Origin of the sequence: Bacillus sp. JJ1122 (assembly GCF_036964885.1) — a bacterium.
Classification (GTDB): domain Bacteria; phylum Bacillota; class Bacilli; order Bacillales; family Cytobacillaceae; genus Mesobacillus.
This window is the reverse complement of sequence record NZ_JBALQL010000009.1, coordinates 55,283-70,541: the sequence shown is the minus strand read 5'-3', so window position 1 is coordinate 70,541 and position 15,259 is coordinate 55,283. Positions and strand designations below refer to the sequence as shown.

The 15,259-nt window shown below is 42.7% G+C and carries 16 protein-coding genes and 1 riboswitch; of the genes, 13 read left to right on the top strand and 3 right to left on the bottom strand.

Annotation, left to right across the window (positions count from 1 at the left end):
* Window positions 1-110: 110 nt before the first annotated feature.
* Window positions 111-497, bottom strand: a complete 387-nt coding sequence (locus tag V7201_RS06680; protein WP_335376014.1) for an SET domain-containing protein — start codon at window positions 495-497, stop codon at window positions 111-113.
* 432 nt (window positions 498-929) lie between these two features.
* Window positions 930-1,016, top strand: a riboswitch (cyclic di-GMP riboswitch).
* Window positions 1,017-1,106: 90 nt separating this feature from the next.
* Here V7201_RS06680 and V7201_RS06675 point away from each other — a divergent pair.
* From V7201_RS06675 to V7201_RS06630, 10 genes are all read left to right on the top strand, one after another.
* The gene (locus V7201_RS06675; RefSeq protein WP_335376013.1) at window positions 1,107-1,463 is read left to right on the top strand and encodes a DUF192 domain-containing protein; all 357 of its coding nucleotides are present in this window, start codon (window positions 1,107-1,109) and stop codon (window positions 1,461-1,463) included.
* 3 nt (window positions 1,464-1,466) lie between these two features.
* Complete coding sequence (locus tag V7201_RS06670) at window positions 1,467-1,643, top strand: Flp family type IVb pilin (protein WP_335376012.1); 177 nt, start codon at window positions 1,467-1,469, stop codon at window positions 1,641-1,643.
* A gap of 177 nt (window positions 1,644-1,820) precedes the next feature.
* Entirely contained in the window at window positions 1,821-2,342 is a 522-nt protein-coding gene (locus V7201_RS06665) for an A24 family peptidase (RefSeq protein ID WP_335376011.1), read from the top strand.
* Window positions 2,339-2,722 carry a TadE/TadG family type IV pilus assembly protein gene (locus V7201_RS06660; RefSeq protein WP_335376010.1) on the top strand — a complete coding sequence of 128 codons (384 nt, stop codon included), beginning with the start codon at window positions 2,339-2,341 and terminating at the stop codon, window positions 2,720-2,722. The genes V7201_RS06665 and V7201_RS06660 overlap by 4 nt, the downstream gene beginning before the upstream one ends.
* Before the next feature lie 9 nt (window positions 2,723-2,731).
* Window positions 2,732-3,640: a Tad domain-containing protein gene (locus tag V7201_RS06655; RefSeq protein ID WP_335376009.1), complete on the top strand. Its 909-nt coding sequence runs from the start codon at window positions 2,732-2,734 to the stop codon at window positions 3,638-3,640.
* A 9-nt stretch (window positions 3,641-3,649) separates the two neighbouring features.
* Window positions 3,650-4,351 (top strand): Flp pilus assembly protein CpaB, encoded by a 702-nt coding sequence (gene cpaB, locus V7201_RS06650; RefSeq protein WP_335376008.1) that lies wholly within the window; start codon window positions 3,650-3,652, stop codon window positions 4,349-4,351.
* A gap of 22 nt (window positions 4,352-4,373) precedes the next feature.
* A complete protein-coding gene (locus V7201_RS06645) occupies window positions 4,374-5,237 on the top strand; it encodes an AAA family ATPase (RefSeq protein ID WP_335376007.1) in 864 nt (287 codons plus the stop codon).
* A gap of 98 nt (window positions 5,238-5,335) precedes the next feature.
* On the top strand, window positions 5,336-6,664 hold the full coding sequence (locus V7201_RS06640) for a CpaF family protein (RefSeq protein ID WP_438825030.1): 1,329 nt from the start codon (window positions 5,336-5,338) through the stop codon (window positions 6,662-6,664).
* Complete coding sequence (locus V7201_RS06635) at window positions 6,661-7,617, top strand: type II secretion system F family protein (RefSeq protein ID WP_335376005.1); 957 nt, start codon at window positions 6,661-6,663, stop codon at window positions 7,615-7,617. Before V7201_RS06640 ends, V7201_RS06635 begins: the two co-directional genes overlap by 4 nt.
* A gap of 2 nt (window positions 7,618-7,619) precedes the next feature.
* Complete coding sequence (locus tag V7201_RS06630) at window positions 7,620-8,540, top strand: type II secretion system F family protein (protein WP_335376004.1); 921 nt, start codon at window positions 7,620-7,622, stop codon at window positions 8,538-8,540.
* 38 nt (window positions 8,541-8,578) lie between these two features.
* Here the strand turns inward: V7201_RS06630 and V7201_RS06625 are convergent, their stop codons facing one another.
* The gene (locus V7201_RS06625; RefSeq protein ID WP_438825025.1) at window positions 8,579-9,382 is read right to left on the bottom strand and encodes a hypothetical protein; all 804 of its coding nucleotides are present in this window, start codon (window positions 9,380-9,382) and stop codon (window positions 8,579-8,581) included.
* A 347-nt stretch (window positions 9,383-9,729) separates the two neighbouring features.
* Here V7201_RS06625 and galU point away from each other — a divergent pair, with 347 nt between their 5' ends.
* The 3 genes from galU to V7201_RS06610 all read left to right on the top strand — a co-directional run bounded on the left by galU (window position 9,730) and on the right by V7201_RS06610 (window position 13,219).
* Window positions 9,730-10,635 carry a UTP--glucose-1-phosphate uridylyltransferase GalU gene (gene galU, locus V7201_RS06620; protein ID WP_335376002.1) on the top strand — a complete coding sequence of 302 codons (906 nt, stop codon included), beginning with the start codon at window positions 9,730-9,732 and terminating at the stop codon, window positions 10,633-10,635.
* Window position 10,636: 1 nt separating this feature from the next.
* Window positions 10,637-11,953, top strand: coding sequence for a UDP-glucose dehydrogenase family protein (locus V7201_RS06615; RefSeq protein WP_335376001.1), 1,317 nt, complete (start codon window positions 10,637-10,639; stop codon window positions 11,951-11,953).
* A gap of 612 nt (window positions 11,954-12,565) precedes the next feature.
* Window positions 12,566-13,219, top strand: coding sequence for a phosphatase PAP2 family protein (locus V7201_RS06610; protein ID WP_335376000.1), 654 nt, complete (start codon window positions 12,566-12,568; stop codon window positions 13,217-13,219).
* Between the two features lie 55 nt (window positions 13,220-13,274).
* Here V7201_RS06610 and V7201_RS06605 read toward each other — a convergent pair whose 3' ends face one another.
* Complete coding sequence (locus V7201_RS06605) at window positions 13,275-15,236, bottom strand: alkaline phosphatase family protein (protein ID WP_335375999.1); 1,962 nt, start codon at window positions 15,234-15,236, stop codon at window positions 13,275-13,277.
* Window positions 15,237-15,259: the final 23 nt, after the last annotated feature.

The window sequence follows — 15,259 nt, the reverse complement described above, 5'->3', positions numbered from 1 at the left end:
AAAGCGAAGCGCCTGGAACGGAAATCAACAGTCCTGATTAACAGAGCCAAAAAAATAATAAAAATGCGGCTTTCCATTAGTAAGGGAAAGCCGCATTTTGTTGGGTAAATTTATTTTTCTTTATCTTCATTAAACCAAAGCGGGTCATTGTTATCGACTTCGCCATTATAGTTAATCATGATTTCTTCTCCGGCACGGATGTCACGGTATGCAAAAAAATCAAAAGTATGATTGTCAAAATTGATTTCATACGTCGCATTTGGTTCATAGGAATGGTTAAACAGCATCCCATACCCTAGCAGGATGCACGAGTGATTGATGCCATACTCGAACGCATAGTCAGCCAAAGCAGTTTTCTCTATGTGTACATGGTCGTCATTGGGATAGGAAAGAACCGGTGCTTCATGGATCAGTTCGCCTTTCGCTATGTCACGAGTGGCAAATACCCCTCTATTGAATTCTCCATCACTTATTGTTGAAGTTTTAATTTCGATCATAATTTCACCTGCTTGTCCTCTTGTTAGTTTGATTTTATCCTCTTAAGCATGACTGTTCTCATTTAGAAATGCAAATCTTTTCTTTTCCAGCAAAATTTCATAAAAAAAATTTTTTAAACCATTTTTTATCATAATTTTGTCCTATAAGCTAATAAAAATTCATGAAAAACCACTCTATTTACCTATTAAATGAGACAAGACCTATGCCAATGTATAGAGCTTTTCTCATCCGTTTTACTCGGGAAAGATTCAGGATTAAAGGATAAAGAAATTAAAATGGTTATGTTGAACTACTTGTCGGAGCAATAGTTTGATTTTCCTGAGTCAATAATCTTATTTTATTTTTCAGAAAAATCAGGCATTATGGTGGGTTTTGTAGAACTTTGTTTCAAATTATGATGTGGATAAGAGATCAGTCGGACATGCACTGAATCTCGATAAAGGCAAACCTGGTGAAAGCCAGCGACGCAAAGCTACAGGGGCTACTGCACTAAAGTGCTAAGCCAGCCAGCTACCGAAAGATCAGGGTGAATTACATGACATTTGTTCATCTAACCCCCCTTTCGGCAAAGGCGGGGTTATTTTTGTACAGACGGAGGTGAAAAATGAATGAGACTGTTGAATCTATCGAACGGCAAAGAACTGGCAGCACATGTAAAAGTAGCAGATACCTTTCTTAGCAGATTTAAAGGGTTGATGCTGACGAAATGCTTGCCAGAAGGACACAGTCTCTACATACAGCCCTGCCCGTCCATCCATACCTTTTTTATGAACTATTCCATCGATGTTCTTTACATCAACGAGAACAATGAAATTGTAGGTGCAGACGAACAGCTAGAACCTGCGAAAATTGGAAAGCGCTACAAAGGTGCGTATTCCGTATTCGAGCTTCCAGAAGGCACAATCCGGAATACAGGAACGGAAGTCGGTCATTTGATCAAACTACTAAGTGAAAAGGGGAAATAAACAATGAAAGCAAAAATGAAAGCATTATTTACTGAAGAGCAAGGACAAGGTATGACGGAGTATGGATTGGTTCTAGGCGTTATTGCAGTAGCAGTAGTAGGAGTATTAGCTTTATTACGCGAACAAATTTTGGCAATGTTTACTGAAGTCACTACTACTGTGACAAATAGAAATAATTAATAGGATCTACCGTGTAAAACAATTTAACCTGCTATAATTACATTAATTTTTCTTTGTTATCCATTACTGGTTTAACTAAACAATAAACTTGCCAGTCAGAGGTACAGGCAGAAAGAGCCTCGCGTTGAAAAACGTGGGGCTTTTTTTAAAACTCGTCGATGAAACGAGGTAAAAAGTATGTGGAATGATTATTTGTTAATGATCTTACTGGTGATATGTGTGATTACCGATGTAAAAGAACGAAAAATTTATAATAAAGTCCTGTTGCCTTTCTTGCTCCTTGCGCTGATTATCCATTTTGCTACTGACGGATTCAGTGGACTGGGATTCACGGTAGCCGGAACCATTGTCGGTTTTGCCGTTTTACTCATCCCTTATTTTATGGGAGGAATGGGAGCAGGGGATGTGAAGCTTCTGGCTGTGATTGGTGGACTTAAAGGCACGGTCTTTGTCTTGACGGCTGCAGTCTATATGGCACTGGCTGGGGGCATCCTCGCTTTTGTTGTTCTGTTTTTTCGCAAGGGAGCATGGGGCAGGATCAGACAAATTGGAATGTTTTTCGGTGGATTGCGGAGCGGCATGAGGATTCCTCTTTTAGTGGACAAAGAAGGTTTAACTGCTACCTATCCTTATGGTGTAGCGATCGCCATCGGTGCAATTGCTGCTGTTGTCTTCCAAACAGGAGGGGGACTGCTATGAGGAAGGATGAGCGTGGACAATCTTTAGTTGAGACCGCTCTCATCCTGCCGGTGCTTTTGCTAATACTGGTTGGCATTCTTGATTTTGGCCGAATGATGTATTCCTACACCCATCTTCATATGGCGGCCCAAGAGACGGTACGGGTTGGGAGCCTTGGGGAGAGTGATACAAAGATCATCGCGTTTGCGAAAGATTATGTTCAGTTAAAAGAAATTGATCAATTGAAAATTAATATCTCACCTGGAGAAGCTGCCCGGGATTCGGGTGAATATTTAACGGTAAAGCTTGAGTATCCTTTTCACTTTTTTACTCCGTTTGTATCCAGCTTGTTTCCTTCAGCATTGTCAATCAAGGCGGAGTCCACAATCCGGGTTGAGTAGGGGGATCAGATGATAAGAAAAATTTTTGCAGAGGAATCAGGAAACTCACTCATTCTGGCAGCCATGTCACTTCTAGTCCTTCTCTGTATCGCTGGTCTGGCGATTGATGGCGGAATGCTTTATATGACCAAAGCAGAGCTGCAAAAAACAGCCAATGCCGCAGTCCTTTCAGGTGCACAGGAGCTGACGAACAATGAGCCAAAGGTTGATGAGGTGACAAGGAGTATAGTAACTGCACATAACAATGGATCAACGATAGACAACCTTTCTATTGAAATGGAGAAAAAGGTGGCTATCGACCTGTCAAAAACAGTTTCTTTAGCTTTTTCAAAATTGATTGGAATGGAAACGGTCAATGTTCACGCACATTCCGCTGCGGAACTGAGAACAATGGGAAGGGCAGAAGGAGCGGCTCCTCTTGGAATTGATGATAGCATCCCTCTTGAGTTCTATAAGGAATATCAGCTTAAAGTAGATAGCGGTGGTGTTGAGTACGGTAACTTTGGCGTCCTTGCTTTAGGCAGCACCGGGGCTAGATCTTATGAGGAAAACCTCCGTAACGGTTATCAGGAGGAATTGGCAGTAAATGATATCATCGCCACACAGACGGGGAATATCGCAGGGAAAACAAGGGAGGTCATCAAAGAAAAAATAAATTCGTGCCCTGAACTTCCAAGAGATATCCATGACAGAGATTGCTCGAGGATCATCCTTATTCCTGTCTATACTCCATACAGCCATGATGTCAATCAGGTAAAAGAAGTGAAAATTACCGGCTTTACTTATTTTTACATAACAGACCCAATGGATAGTATGGATACATCCATCAAAGGTATGTTCATAGAAAGACCAGGTACAGGTTTTGAAACAAAAACAGGCGTTTTCAAAGGCGCATACAGCATTCGAATAACGGAGTAGGTGATCAAAATGCGATCAAAGCTTGTTTTGGTCCTCGCATTGTTAATGGGGATCGTAACAACATTTTTTTTCTTTCAATATATGAGTCAAGTAAAGGCAGAAAAGACAATGAACAGTAACCTTGTAGAAATCGTTGTCGCCAAGGAAAGAATTGAAAAGAACGAGCGAATAACAGCTCAAAAACTGATGCTGGCAGCTGTTCCTCAAAAAGCGCTGCATGCCAATTCTCTTAAAAGCATAAAGGATGCAGAAGGCAAGCTGGCAAATGCAACGATCGAGCAGGGTGAGCCAGTTCTTTCCCACAGACTTGGGACAGAAACTTCTGAAGCCACCTATGTATCGCGTAAGGTCAGGGACGGATATCGGGCGGTTTCAGTAGGAGTTAATTTAAATCAATCCGCCTCAAACCTGATTGAACCAGAAGATGAAGTGGATATTATGTTTACAAAAAAAATTGACGGACCACAACCAAAGGTAGAATCACAAATTATTCTCCAGAAAGCCAGAGTCCTGGCAGTGGGCAGAAAAATGGTTTTACCTGAGGATTCACAGGAGCCATATACAGAATATACAACAGTTACTGTTGAGTTAAAACCAGAGGATGCTCTAAAACTAGTAAATTCCGCTGAACAGGGAAATATTCATTTTATGCTGAATAAACGGCCCGTAATAAAAGAACAGAATGTAACTGGCGAAAGCGATAAAGATTGAGGTTAACGGAGGGTGATCAATCATGGAAGACGCAACTGAACTGCAAACACATGAAATAAAGCCGGCAAAGAACAAACGCGGCGAGCTTATTGCCGTTTGCAGCGCAAAAGGCGGGATTGGTCGCACGACTTTGACGGTCAATCTGGCTGGAGCCCTGGTGAAAAAGAATATCTCGGTAGCAATCCTTGACGGGGATTTCCAATTTGGAGACGTGGGGCTGGCAATGGACCTGAAGTCAGCCTTCACGATCAAGGAAGTAATTGAAGGTATCGGCACTTTAGATGAACACAGTCTGGCAGGCTATCTATCCAGACATGAGAGCGGAGTAAGAGTGCTAGCAGCCCCTGAACGTCCCGAATTTGCCGACCTTGTCACCAAGGAGGGTGTCGATAAAATCATTGATCTTCTGCTAGTAAACTATGATTATGTGGTAGTCGATACCGGTGTCGGTTTAAGCGATCAAACAGTACATATTGCTGAAAAAGCGGATCAGATCATGGTGATGGCAAATCTTGAAATGACCGCCTTGAAAAATACAAAGCTGATGCTTGAAACTTTTGAAATACTTGAGCTTCATAACAAGGTCACCCTTGTCGTGAACCGTGCGAACATGGAAAGCGTTATCCAGGCTGTGGACGCGGCAAGGATTCTTGGTTATGAGGATCCGGTGTATATACCAAATGATTTTCAAACATGCTCACAATCTCTTAATATCGGAATTCCATTTGTCGTGAACCAGGGGAAGACGGATGTCGCAAAAGCGATATTCAAAATGGCTGAACGGATTACGAGCCGCAGGGAAATCACACTTTTTAAAGAACCTAAGGGTCCTTCATTTTTATCAAAATTAATCGGCAGAAAACGGACAAAAGGAGGAGCGGAATAATGAGCCTTCTAAATCGTATCCAGGAAAGGACGCAGCATGCTGCGGGAGATGAAGAACAAGCAGCGGCATTGTCCAACGAAGCTGTCCCTCAGCCGAAAATGGACATTAGGGCTGTTTTCAGGGATCCAAAGAAGGAAGCGGTGAATCCTGAAGAGCAAAGAAAGCAGGATAAGCATCAGGAGTTAAAAAACCTTATCCATAAACAAATCCTGCAGGAATTCAAGGATGCCCCAGTTGAAGAAATCATTCCAAGGCTTGATGGCATGGCGATCGAGATCATGAAGGATGACGAGCAATTCCGCGGGAGCATTGACCGCAAAAAAGTCGTTGATGAACTGAGGAATGACCTTACAGGCTTTGGACCGATTAATCCACTCCTCATTGACGAAGATGTGAGTGAGGTCATGGTAAATGGTCCCAATCAGGTTTATTGCGAGCGTAAAGGAAAAATCGAAATGACCTCGATTAAATTCCGGGATGACGAGCATGTCATGAGCATCATTGAAAAAATTGTCGCACCGCTCGGCAGACGGATTGATGAAAGCTCTCCAATGGTTGACGCAAGGCTTCCGGACGGTTCCCGTGTGAATGCCATTATTCCTCCGCTTGCCTTGAAAGGTCCGACAATCACCATACGAAAGTTCTCCAAGGAACCGTTCCAAATTGAGGATTTAATAAACTTTGGCACACTGAGTGAAGAAATGGCGATCTTTCTTGATGCCTGTGTAAAAGCCCGCCTTAATATTTTCGTCTCCGGGGGAACAGGCTCTGGAAAGACAACGACTTTGAATGTGTTGTCCAATTTTATTCCGCATGATGAAAGAATTATTACGATTGAGGATGCAGCTGAGCTCCAGCTTGGCCAGGATCATGTCGTCTCATTGGAATCAAGGCCGCCCAATATAGAAGGAAAGGGTTCAATTACCATCAGGGATCTTGTCAGAAATTCTTTGAGGATGAGGCCAGACCGGGTTGTCATCGGCGAGGTGCGCGGCGCTGAGGCACTTGATATGCTGCAGGCTATGAATACTGGTCACGATGGCTCGCTTGCAACCGGTCACTCAAATAGTGCCAGAGACATGATTGCCCGTCTGGAAACGATGGTTTTGCTTGCCGGAGTTGAACTTCCTGTAAAAGCGATCAGGGAGCAAATTGCCGGAGCGATCGATGTCATTATCCAGCAGTCCCGCTTAAAGGATGGGTCAAGGAAAATTACAAGCATCACCGAAGTGCAGGGGATGGAAGGTGATGTCATTGTCCTGCAGGATGTGTTTACCTTTAAACAGCAGGGAGTAAATGATGCTGGCAAAATTATTGGGCGTCTAGTACCAACAGGAGTCCGTCCTAAGTTTTATGAACGGCTCGAAGCTTCAGGTATTCATATCCCAGCCAATGTTTTCATTGAGAGTGAGGAGTGGGGAGAATGATTTATGCTATATCCGCGTTCTTCCTGCTGACGGCTTTCCTGTTATTCTTATCTTTATTTCAAAGGGTTTTTCTCTCTGACAAGCGGCTGGAAAAGCGAATCGAAAAGTATCTTTCCAGCGGCACAAAATTGGACAGAAAGCATTACGATTTAATGGTCTATTATCAAATGACCAAGCAAAGAGTCCGAAAAAAAATGCTTACGAAGGAGAAGAACTCAAAGCTTGAGACAATGCTGCGGCGGACAGGACTACCAATCAAGCCTGAGGAATATATCATGTTCCAGTGGATCGCGGCTGGATTAGGCGGTTCACTTTTATTCCTGTTAACCGGAAATTTCTTCTTTATCCTTTTAGGATTTATGCTGGGTTTTATGTTTCCTCGCTGGTATGTGAAAAAGAAACAGAAGGAGCGCATCAATAAATTTAATGAAGGATTGCCTGATATGATTTCTACAATTGTTGGTTCCTTAAGAGCAGGCTTCAGCTTTCAGCAGGCATTGAAGGCTGTTGTTGAGGAGGCTGGCTCTCCAATTAAGGAAGAAATGGACAGTGTCATAAAGGAAATGCAATATGGCGCAAGCCTTGAAGATTCCTTGAATGATCTTAAGGAGCGCATGCCCAGTGAGGATCTGGACTTGATGATCCAGGCTATCCTGATTCAAAGGCAGGTTGGCGGAAATCTTGCCACGGTACTAGACAGGATTGTTCAAACCATCAGGGAAAGAACGAAAATCCACCGTCAAATTTCCTCGCTGACCGCTCAGGGCCGCCTTTCTGGAATTATCATCGGGTTATTGCCTATTATTCTCGCGTTCGTGATTTATCTGATCGAACCTGAATACATTGGGACGTTATTCAGGCATCCCATTGGAATTGTTCTGACCGTTGCAGGTTTAGTCTCAGGAATCATTGGATTTACTCTCATTCGTAAAATTACATCAATTGAGGTGTAGTGATGATTTATTTTACTTTTTTTGTGACCGTTTCCCTGCTGATTTACGGATTATATTTAATAAGGGTAGAGAAATCCTCATACATGAAAAAGCGGATGTCGGCTTTTGTCAGCGGGGTTAAGGAAAATGAAGTGCCTGCTGAAGAAAAAGTTAGTCATGCAACATTGTATGAACGGATCGTCAAGCCACTGCTCAACGATTTTAAAAGAAGCTTTAAGAAAAAAATGCCTGGTGAGAAAGAAGCGAAGATTGAAACAAAGCTTCTTCTCGCCGGAAGCCCTTTTGGGATGACCCCTGTCGATTTTAGATTATTACAGATTTCCATCATGCTGCTTTTTCCACTTTTAGCAGGTGCATATGGAGCCCTGCTCCAGACTGGCTATGCAGGAATATTCCTGTTTTTCATTGTCGGGCTCGGAGCTGGTGCGGTTCTCCCGCATTATTACCTTAACCTGAAGAAGAAGGCTCGAAATCGAAGTGCACTGAAGGAATTGCCAGATATTCTGGATCTCTTGACCGTAAGCCTTGAAGCAGGTCTTGGGTTTGACTCAGCGGTCAGCAAGGTCGTCTCAAAGAAAGAAGGAGTCCTTTCAGCTGAATTTCATCGCAGCCTTGAAGAATTAAGGCTTGGCAGGACGAGAAGAGAGGCGCTTTCAGGGATAAAGCTAAGGGTGGAAGTAGAAGAGGTCCGAGCTTTTGTCAGCAGCATCCTCCAGGCAGAGAAGCTGGGAATTGGGATGGTGCAGGTGCTTCGTGTCCAGTCAAATGAAGTGCGTGAACGAAGGAGGCAGCGGGCAGAGGAAGAGGCAATGAAGGCTCCAGTCAAAATGCTTTTCCCGCTTGTGCTATTCATTTTCCCGAGCTTGTTTATCGTCCTGCTAGGTCCAGCGCTGATTCAATTTATTGAAACCTTTTCAAAATAAAACAATGGACTGGCTATATCTAAGGCCAGTCCATTGTTCTATTTTTTAACGATTTTTGAAGGGTTATTAATTTTATAAGCTACGGATACTTCTAAAAGAAGAGCCTCATCTTCAACATCCTTACCCTTCGGCAGGCTTTTCTTGACGATTTTACCGTCAAATTCCAGTAGCTGTCCTGGCTCTAATTCAAGTTTTTTTAGTGTTTTACTGTGAGATCCCCAGGCAAGGCCGACCTCAATGGGTTCATCCTGTTCAATTCTTACGTCCTCAAATACGACTACTTCATCGTTATCTTCGTTAAAATGATTCCAGCTCAAGGCAAACTGCTTAACTTTTGCTGTAAAGTGAACTTTTTCTTCAGGCAACACTAATTTTGGCTGCTTTTCTTTTTTTTCTTTTGCCTTTTTTGCAGGATTTTCTTTTTGCGGTTCTTCTAAAACTGGAGCTGCGGGTTTAGTTTCGGTTTTGATTTCTGATGCTGTGGGTTCTGCAAGAATGCTCTCTGCTCGGGTATCAGCATTTTGAATTATGATTTCCTTCCCGAAGCTTGATGCCTGCATTTCTTTTAAATATGCAGGTTGGATGCAGGTGAGGTTACCGTCCTGAAATTCGATTACCAGCGTGTTGTATTCCGCGGTTTCTCCAAAAATCTCATATCCCTTTATTTTAACAAGGCAATGTTGGTTTCTGTCTTTGTACCAGAATTCTTTTTTTGTACTTAGTCCCCATTCCTTTACCTTCTCCAAGTAATGATCATCATCTTCAAATCGTTCGTATTCCCCTTTAGGCGGGATATATTGTGTCAAATGTGATTGATTCGTGCCAGCTACTGAATTCGCCATCTGTCCACTTCCTTTCAAGTCTATTTTACAGTCTTGGCTGATAGAAAAAAAGCGCAAGCCTTCTAAAACGGTTCTGCAGCTTCCACTGTACAGAAAACATGTATTTTCCTAGTTATAGAAATAGCCGTACATATCAGCCATACACGAATTAACTAATTTCAAAAAAGCGAGAATCAAAAAAGGTAGTACATTCGCAACGCGGAAAGAATCATGACATCCATCGTCTTGATTCCATGAAATGAAGGGAGCTTTGTCTGTAAAGTCTTTTCGGAATGTAGGCTTATAACGTGAGCGGGGGTTGCACTTTTGAATATAAAGAATTATGGAATTCAAAAGGGAGGCAGCATATGAAGATCAGAAAAGCTATAATCCCGGCGGCTGGCCTCGGGACTCGTTTTTTACCGGCAACAAAAGCGCAGCCCAAGGAAATGCTGCCGATTGTTGATAAGCCGACCATCCAATATATTGTCGAGGAAGCCGTTGCTTCAGGTATAGAGGAAATTATCATCATCATCGGCAGGGGGAAAAGATCAATAGAAGACCATTTTGATAAATCATATGAACTCGAAGATGCTTTATTAAAAAAGAATAAGCTCGATATTTTGGAAGAGGTCGAAAGGATTTCCAGCCTTGCAAATATCTATTATGTCCGGCAAAAGGAGCCAATGGGACTCGGGCATGCCATCTTATGCGCCAAAAGTTTCATTGGCAATGAACCTTTCGCTGTTTTGCTCGGGGATGATATCGTTAAATCGGAAATTCCTTGTTTAAAGCAAATCATCAATGTCTTTGAATACTGCAATAGCTCTGTAGTAGGTATTCAAAGTGTTGCAGAGAAGGATGTCAGCAAGTATGGAATCATAAAACCGAAGGGAGCAAATCTTGAACCAAATCTTTTCTATATTGAGTCTCTTGTAGAAAAGCCTTCTATAGAGGATGCTCCTTCAAGGTACGCGATTATGGGCAGATATGTCCTGAGGCCGGAGATCTTCGAAGTGCTGGCAAAGCTCCCGGTGGGCCATGGCAGTGAACTTCAGCTTACCGATGCCCTCAATGAACTCAGTAAGCGGCAGGCAGTGTTAGCGTATAACTTTGAGGGAGATCGCTATGATGTCGGGGATAAAATTGGCTTCGTAAAAGCTACTTTGGACTTTGCACTGCAGAGGGTAGATATTCGAGAAGAAGTACTTGAGTATTTGAAGGATTCCTATGAAAAAGCTCATGGTGTGAGCTTGAAGAGAGATGGTACCTGATATGAAGATTGCAGTGTTAGGTACTGGATATGTCGGGCTGTCCACCGGAGTTTGTCTCGCAGAAATTGGACACGATGTTATTTGCATTGATGTGGACCAAAAAAAAATAGAAACCCTCAAGCATGGAAAATCCCCTATCTATGAACCAGGCTTAGAAGAGCTGCTGTCCAGAAATTATGATGCTGGCAGGCTAAGGTTTACAACTTCTCATCAGGAAGGAATAAGCAAAGCGGAAATTATCATTATTGCCGTAGGTACCCCACAAAGTGAAGATGGACGTGCGAATTTATCCTTTCTGGAACAGGCAGCGAAGGATCTTGCCGCACATATTGTCCAGGATTCAATCGTGGTAATTAAGAGTACAGTACCAGTGGGTACAAATGAACACTTTAAACAGCTTCTAAATGATCATCTTATAAAGAAAGTGGGAATTCAAATGGTATCGAACCCTGAATTCTTAAGGCAGGGGTCGGCTATCATGGATACGATGAAGGCAGATCGGATCATCATTGGAACAGCGCATAAAGAGGCGGCAGAAAAAATCCAGGAAATGTATCGGCCTTTGAATGTGCCATTCTTACTGACCAATGTGAAAAGCGCGGAAGTGATCAAGTATGCATCCAATGCGTTCCTTGCAACGAAAATAAGCTTTATCAATGAAATTGCCAACCTGTGTGATGCTGTAGGTGCCGATGTAGAAGACGTAGCAAAAGGCATGGGCAAAGATAAACGGATTGGAATGGCGTTTTTAAACGCAGGAATCGGCTATGGAGGCTCATGTTTTCCTAAGGATGTAAAAGCCCTGCTTCACTCATCAAGGCAGCATGGAATCCCGTTTTCCCTTTTAGAAGAAACGATTGCCATTAATGATCATCAGCACCAACTGCTAGTAGAGAAAGCCATAAAACGGTTAGGAGACCTTAAGGATAAAAAAATAGCCCTGCTCGGCCTTGCCTTCAAACCAGAAACGGATGACATGAGGGAAGCACCATCGATTAAAATTGCAAACGCCTTAACTGATCTTGGCGCAGAGGTGGCAGCATATGACCCTGTCGCCCAGGTAAATGCCTCAAAAGTGATAGGGAATAAAATCAAGTATGCCGCCTCAGCCATTGAAGCGGCTGCACATGCAGACGCACTTTTCATCGTCACTGAATGGAAGGAATTCCAGCAGCTGAATCTCCCAAATCTCGTAAAGTGCATGAAACAGCCAGTCATTTTTGACGGCAGGAATTGCCTCGCTGAAGAGTCAATCAGAGCCTGCGAGAAAATAGAATATTATCCTGTTGGGCGGCCGGCGATTGTAGTCAGAGGTTAGAGCTGTCTGTACGGTGAAACTCGGAATTAGAAGTTTCTGATGGAGGCCATTCGCAGCTGAGTGTAATGGTAAAGCCTTTCATAACCATTCAAAGACGAAAATATCCCGCTGAGTGGTTGTGATAAGGTCTCTTATGACATTCGGGACGAAAATCTACTGCTGAGTGGTTATGATAAGGTCTCTCATGACCATTCGAAGTGAAAATCTGCTGCTGAGTGGTTATGATGAGGTCTCTCATGACCATTCGAAGCGAAAATCTGCTGCTGAGTGGTTATGATAAGGTCTCTTATGACCATTCGGGACAAAAATCTGCTGCAGAGTGGTCATAATAAGGTCTCTTATGACCATTCGAAGTGAAAATCAGCTGTTGAGTGGTCATGATAAGGTCTCTTATGACCATTCGGGACGAAAATCAGCTATTGAGTGATCATGAAAGGCCTCTCATGACCATTCGAAGCGAAAATATCCCGCTGAGTGGTTGTGAGGACTCTCAGCGAATGCACCTATTACTAAATATCAAGAAGGACATAATTAGTCCTTCTTTTTTATTTTGAAAGGGGACAATAAGGGTAAAATAATCAAACATGAGGTTGATTAAAGGGGAGGACCAACATGAAGTTGAATAGTCAGCTTGTGATTGGTTTTTTAGTTTCTTTAGCAGGATTCATTGCCGTATCATTCTTGGTACGCGCGAATCATATAGTGCGCATTGATGGGTACATAATTTCGTTCATCCAGAGTACTGAAACAGCCTGGCTGACTAGGGTAATGAAATTCTTTACTATTATTGGAACCATTCGATTCATAGCGGTTCTTTCACTCTTTGTCTTGTTCTTCCTGCTAAAAGTGCTTAAGCATAGATTGGAAATATTAATTTACCTGGCTGTTGTATTCTGTACGCCGATGTTGAATAGATTATTGAAACTTTATTTCGAAAGAGCTCGTCCTGATTTGCATCGGCTGATTGAGATAGGCGGATATAGCTTTCCAAGCGGGCACGCGATGAATGCTTTTTCGTTTTATAGCATCCTGGCATTCCTATTGTGGCGGCATGTTCCAACGCCAGCAGGAAGAGTGGCCGTCATTCTTTTCAGCGGTTTTATGATAACAGCGATTGGGGCAAGCAGGATTTATTTGGGGGTTCATTATCCAAGCGATGTGATTGCAGGCTATCTAGCGAGCGGTTTTTGGGTCACTACTGTTATATGGGTGTTCCAAAGATACCAGGAAAGACACTTTCCTGCCATGGCAGGTGCTCAAAACTGATCATAAAATAATAGTAAAAAAACCTGCCAGCCTTCCGGCGATAGCAGGCTTCTCGTTATTTATCGGTCAGTTCAGCAATGCTTTTTCCTTCGACGAATTTTGGTGTTTCCAGCCCTAAAATTTCATAAACAGTCGGTGCGATGTCCAGGTTGGAAATCGGCTTTAAATTCTCATGTTTAGGAAAGTCAGGTCCCATTCCAAAAAAGACAGCTTTTAGCTTCTCACGTTCGGGGTTGCCGCCATGTGTGCCTAAATCAATAGCAGGTTCAGCAACGTGAGCCATGCCGTTTCCCATGATGTAGCCTGGCGCTGCCATTACAAGTACATCACCTGAATGGTTGTCTTCCATGTCAGGCTTTCCTTTTTCACTCAAACGCTTTACTTCCTCGTAAGGATAACTATCAGTTTTGAAAACATGACTGTATAGATCCTTTGTATTTTCTTCTAAGGAAACAAGGGAGAGACCTTCATTCCAAATGCTCGTCCACATCTCTTGCAGATGATGGGTTACCACTCTTCCTTTTACATTCCTCTCCACTTTAACTTCCTTGAAGGCATTTATGATTTCTTCTCTAACTTGCTCATACTCACTTTGTGGTACAATACCGTATTTTTCACGGGATTGGAGGTTGATATAAATGTGTGCTGCCGATCCGCTTGGAATGGCAATCGCTTTCGATTTTTTCGTGTCTACCTTACCATCAGCCGTTTCAACAAGTAAACCCTTGTCTTTTAATACTTTGTTCGGCTCAATAATGGAATGGGCAGGCTCCATCCCGTGATCCGAAACAATGAATAAGTTTTCATTGTCCTCCAGTGACTTAGCGGTTTCTCCGACTACCTTATCTGCTACTTTGTAGGCCCACTCTATTTTTTTCATATATTGCTTCGATTTTTCAGGTGTATACCCTGGCTGTCTTGGGTCTGTCAGCAGGTACAAGTGCTCCTGGTGGTCGATTTGAGGGGCGTAGAACATCAGAAGATCCGGATCGTATTCCTCTTTAATAAATAGAGAAACGTCTGTCACCCAATTAACAAAGCGCTCCGCTATATCCTCATATTCTTTTCTGCTAATCCACCCTTTTTCCAGTGCAATATCGTCATCCTGAGCTGGAAAGACTCCAAATCTCTCGCGGATGGTTTGACTGAAGCCTTCCGGGCCATCAATTTCCCCGGAGGTCACGGCTGTCCTATACAGCTTTGTTTCATTTTGCAGTCCCGGGTTTCCTGAAGCAAACCTGAACCAAAAACCTGATATTTGATGATCTTGTACTCTTAAACTAAGAGATCCCCAATCATCACTTTTAACTCCCTTAGTATCTTCCTTCAGCTCCTTGTTCTCTGAAAGGATAAACTGATTGTAATTTTCCCTCTGGTCATTGGTAGAGTCGTAGGCCAATACATGAAGAGTTTGATCTTTGCCATCCTTGACTTTAATCTGAAAAGAAGATTCCTTTAGAGGGCTATAGCTGTGAGGAGTGTTTTTCCAATTAGCAGCTTCAATGAATCTAAGTTTCTCTTCCTTGCTGGGAGACCATGTATCTCCATAATAAACGGTATAGTCACCTTGTTTTCCAGTCTTTGGATTAGCTCCTGCAAAGGCAACTGTCGCCGTAGTTTTTCCCTGTTTTTTCGCCTCAATCCACAATGGATCAACGTCCAGTTTGCTCATAAAAGCATCCTGTTTGTTCGTTAAAGCCTTGTCAGGCTCCTGCCATACGTTACTTACAATTGAAGTTTTTAACGGGGGTGCCCCAGTCGCTATGGCTGCATGTGACGGAGCAGTTAACGAGGGACTGACTGTAGTCGCATGTTTTGCCATCGAACCGTTTTTTACTACTTTTTCAATATTTGGGAGTTTTCCATCCTTTATATATCTTCTAGTCAGGTCGTTTCTCATACCGTCGAAGGAAATCAAAACGACTTGGTTATCGTTTTTAGCAAGTGCTGATGACTCTATTGTATTTGTTAAAAATAAAGTCACTAAAATGAGTGCTGTGAATATTCTTGTTGTCATAATATCTCCCTTTAAAATATTTT

Excerpts from the sequence above, each read along its gene's own strand:
- V7201_RS06610 (WP_335376000.1), top strand. The coding sequence starts at position 12,566 with ATGAAGTTGAATAGTCAGCTTGTGATTGGTTTTTTAGTTTCTTTAGCA.
- V7201_RS06655 (WP_335376009.1), top strand. The coding sequence starts at position 2,732 with ATGATAAGAAAAATTTTTGCAGAGGAATCAGGAAACTCACTCATTCTG.
- V7201_RS06645 (WP_335376007.1), top strand. The coding sequence starts at position 4,374 with ATGGAAGACGCAACTGAACTGCAAACACATGAAATAAAGCCGGCAAAG.
- cpaB (WP_335376008.1), top strand. The coding sequence starts at position 3,650 with ATGCGATCAAAGCTTGTTTTGGTCCTCGCATTGTTAATGGGGATCGTA.
- V7201_RS06605 (WP_335375999.1), bottom strand. The coding sequence starts at position 15,236 with ATGACAACAAGAATATTCACAGCACTCATTTTAGTGACTTTATTTTTA.
- V7201_RS06630 (WP_335376004.1), top strand. The coding sequence starts at position 7,620 with ATGATTTATTTTACTTTTTTTGTGACCGTTTCCCTGCTGATTTACGGA.
- V7201_RS06640 (WP_438825030.1), top strand. The coding sequence starts at position 5,336 with ATGGACATTAGGGCTGTTTTCAGGGATCCAAAGAAGGAAGCGGTGAAT.
- V7201_RS06670 (WP_335376012.1), top strand. The coding sequence starts at position 1,467 with ATGAAAGCAAAAATGAAAGCATTATTTACTGAAGAGCAAGGACAAGGT.
- galU (WP_335376002.1), top strand. The coding sequence starts at position 9,730 with ATGAAGATCAGAAAAGCTATAATCCCGGCGGCTGGCCTCGGGACTCGT.
- V7201_RS06675 (WP_335376013.1), top strand. The coding sequence starts at position 1,107 with ATGAGACTGTTGAATCTATCGAACGGCAAAGAACTGGCAGCACATGTA.
- V7201_RS06660 (WP_335376010.1), top strand. The coding sequence starts at position 2,339 with ATGAGGAAGGATGAGCGTGGACAATCTTTAGTTGAGACCGCTCTCATC.
- V7201_RS06635 (WP_335376005.1), top strand. The coding sequence starts at position 6,661 with ATGATTTATGCTATATCCGCGTTCTTCCTGCTGACGGCTTTCCTGTTA.
- V7201_RS06665 (WP_335376011.1), top strand. The coding sequence starts at position 1,821 with ATGTGGAATGATTATTTGTTAATGATCTTACTGGTGATATGTGTGATT.
- V7201_RS06625 (WP_438825025.1), bottom strand. The coding sequence starts at position 9,382 with ATGGCGAATTCAGTAGCTGGCACGAATCAATCACATTTGACACAATAT.
- V7201_RS06680 (WP_335376014.1), bottom strand. The coding sequence starts at position 497 with ATGATCGAAATTAAAACTTCAACAATAAGTGATGGAGAATTCAATAGA.
- V7201_RS06615 (WP_335376001.1), top strand. The coding sequence starts at position 10,637 with ATGAAGATTGCAGTGTTAGGTACTGGATATGTCGGGCTGTCCACCGGA.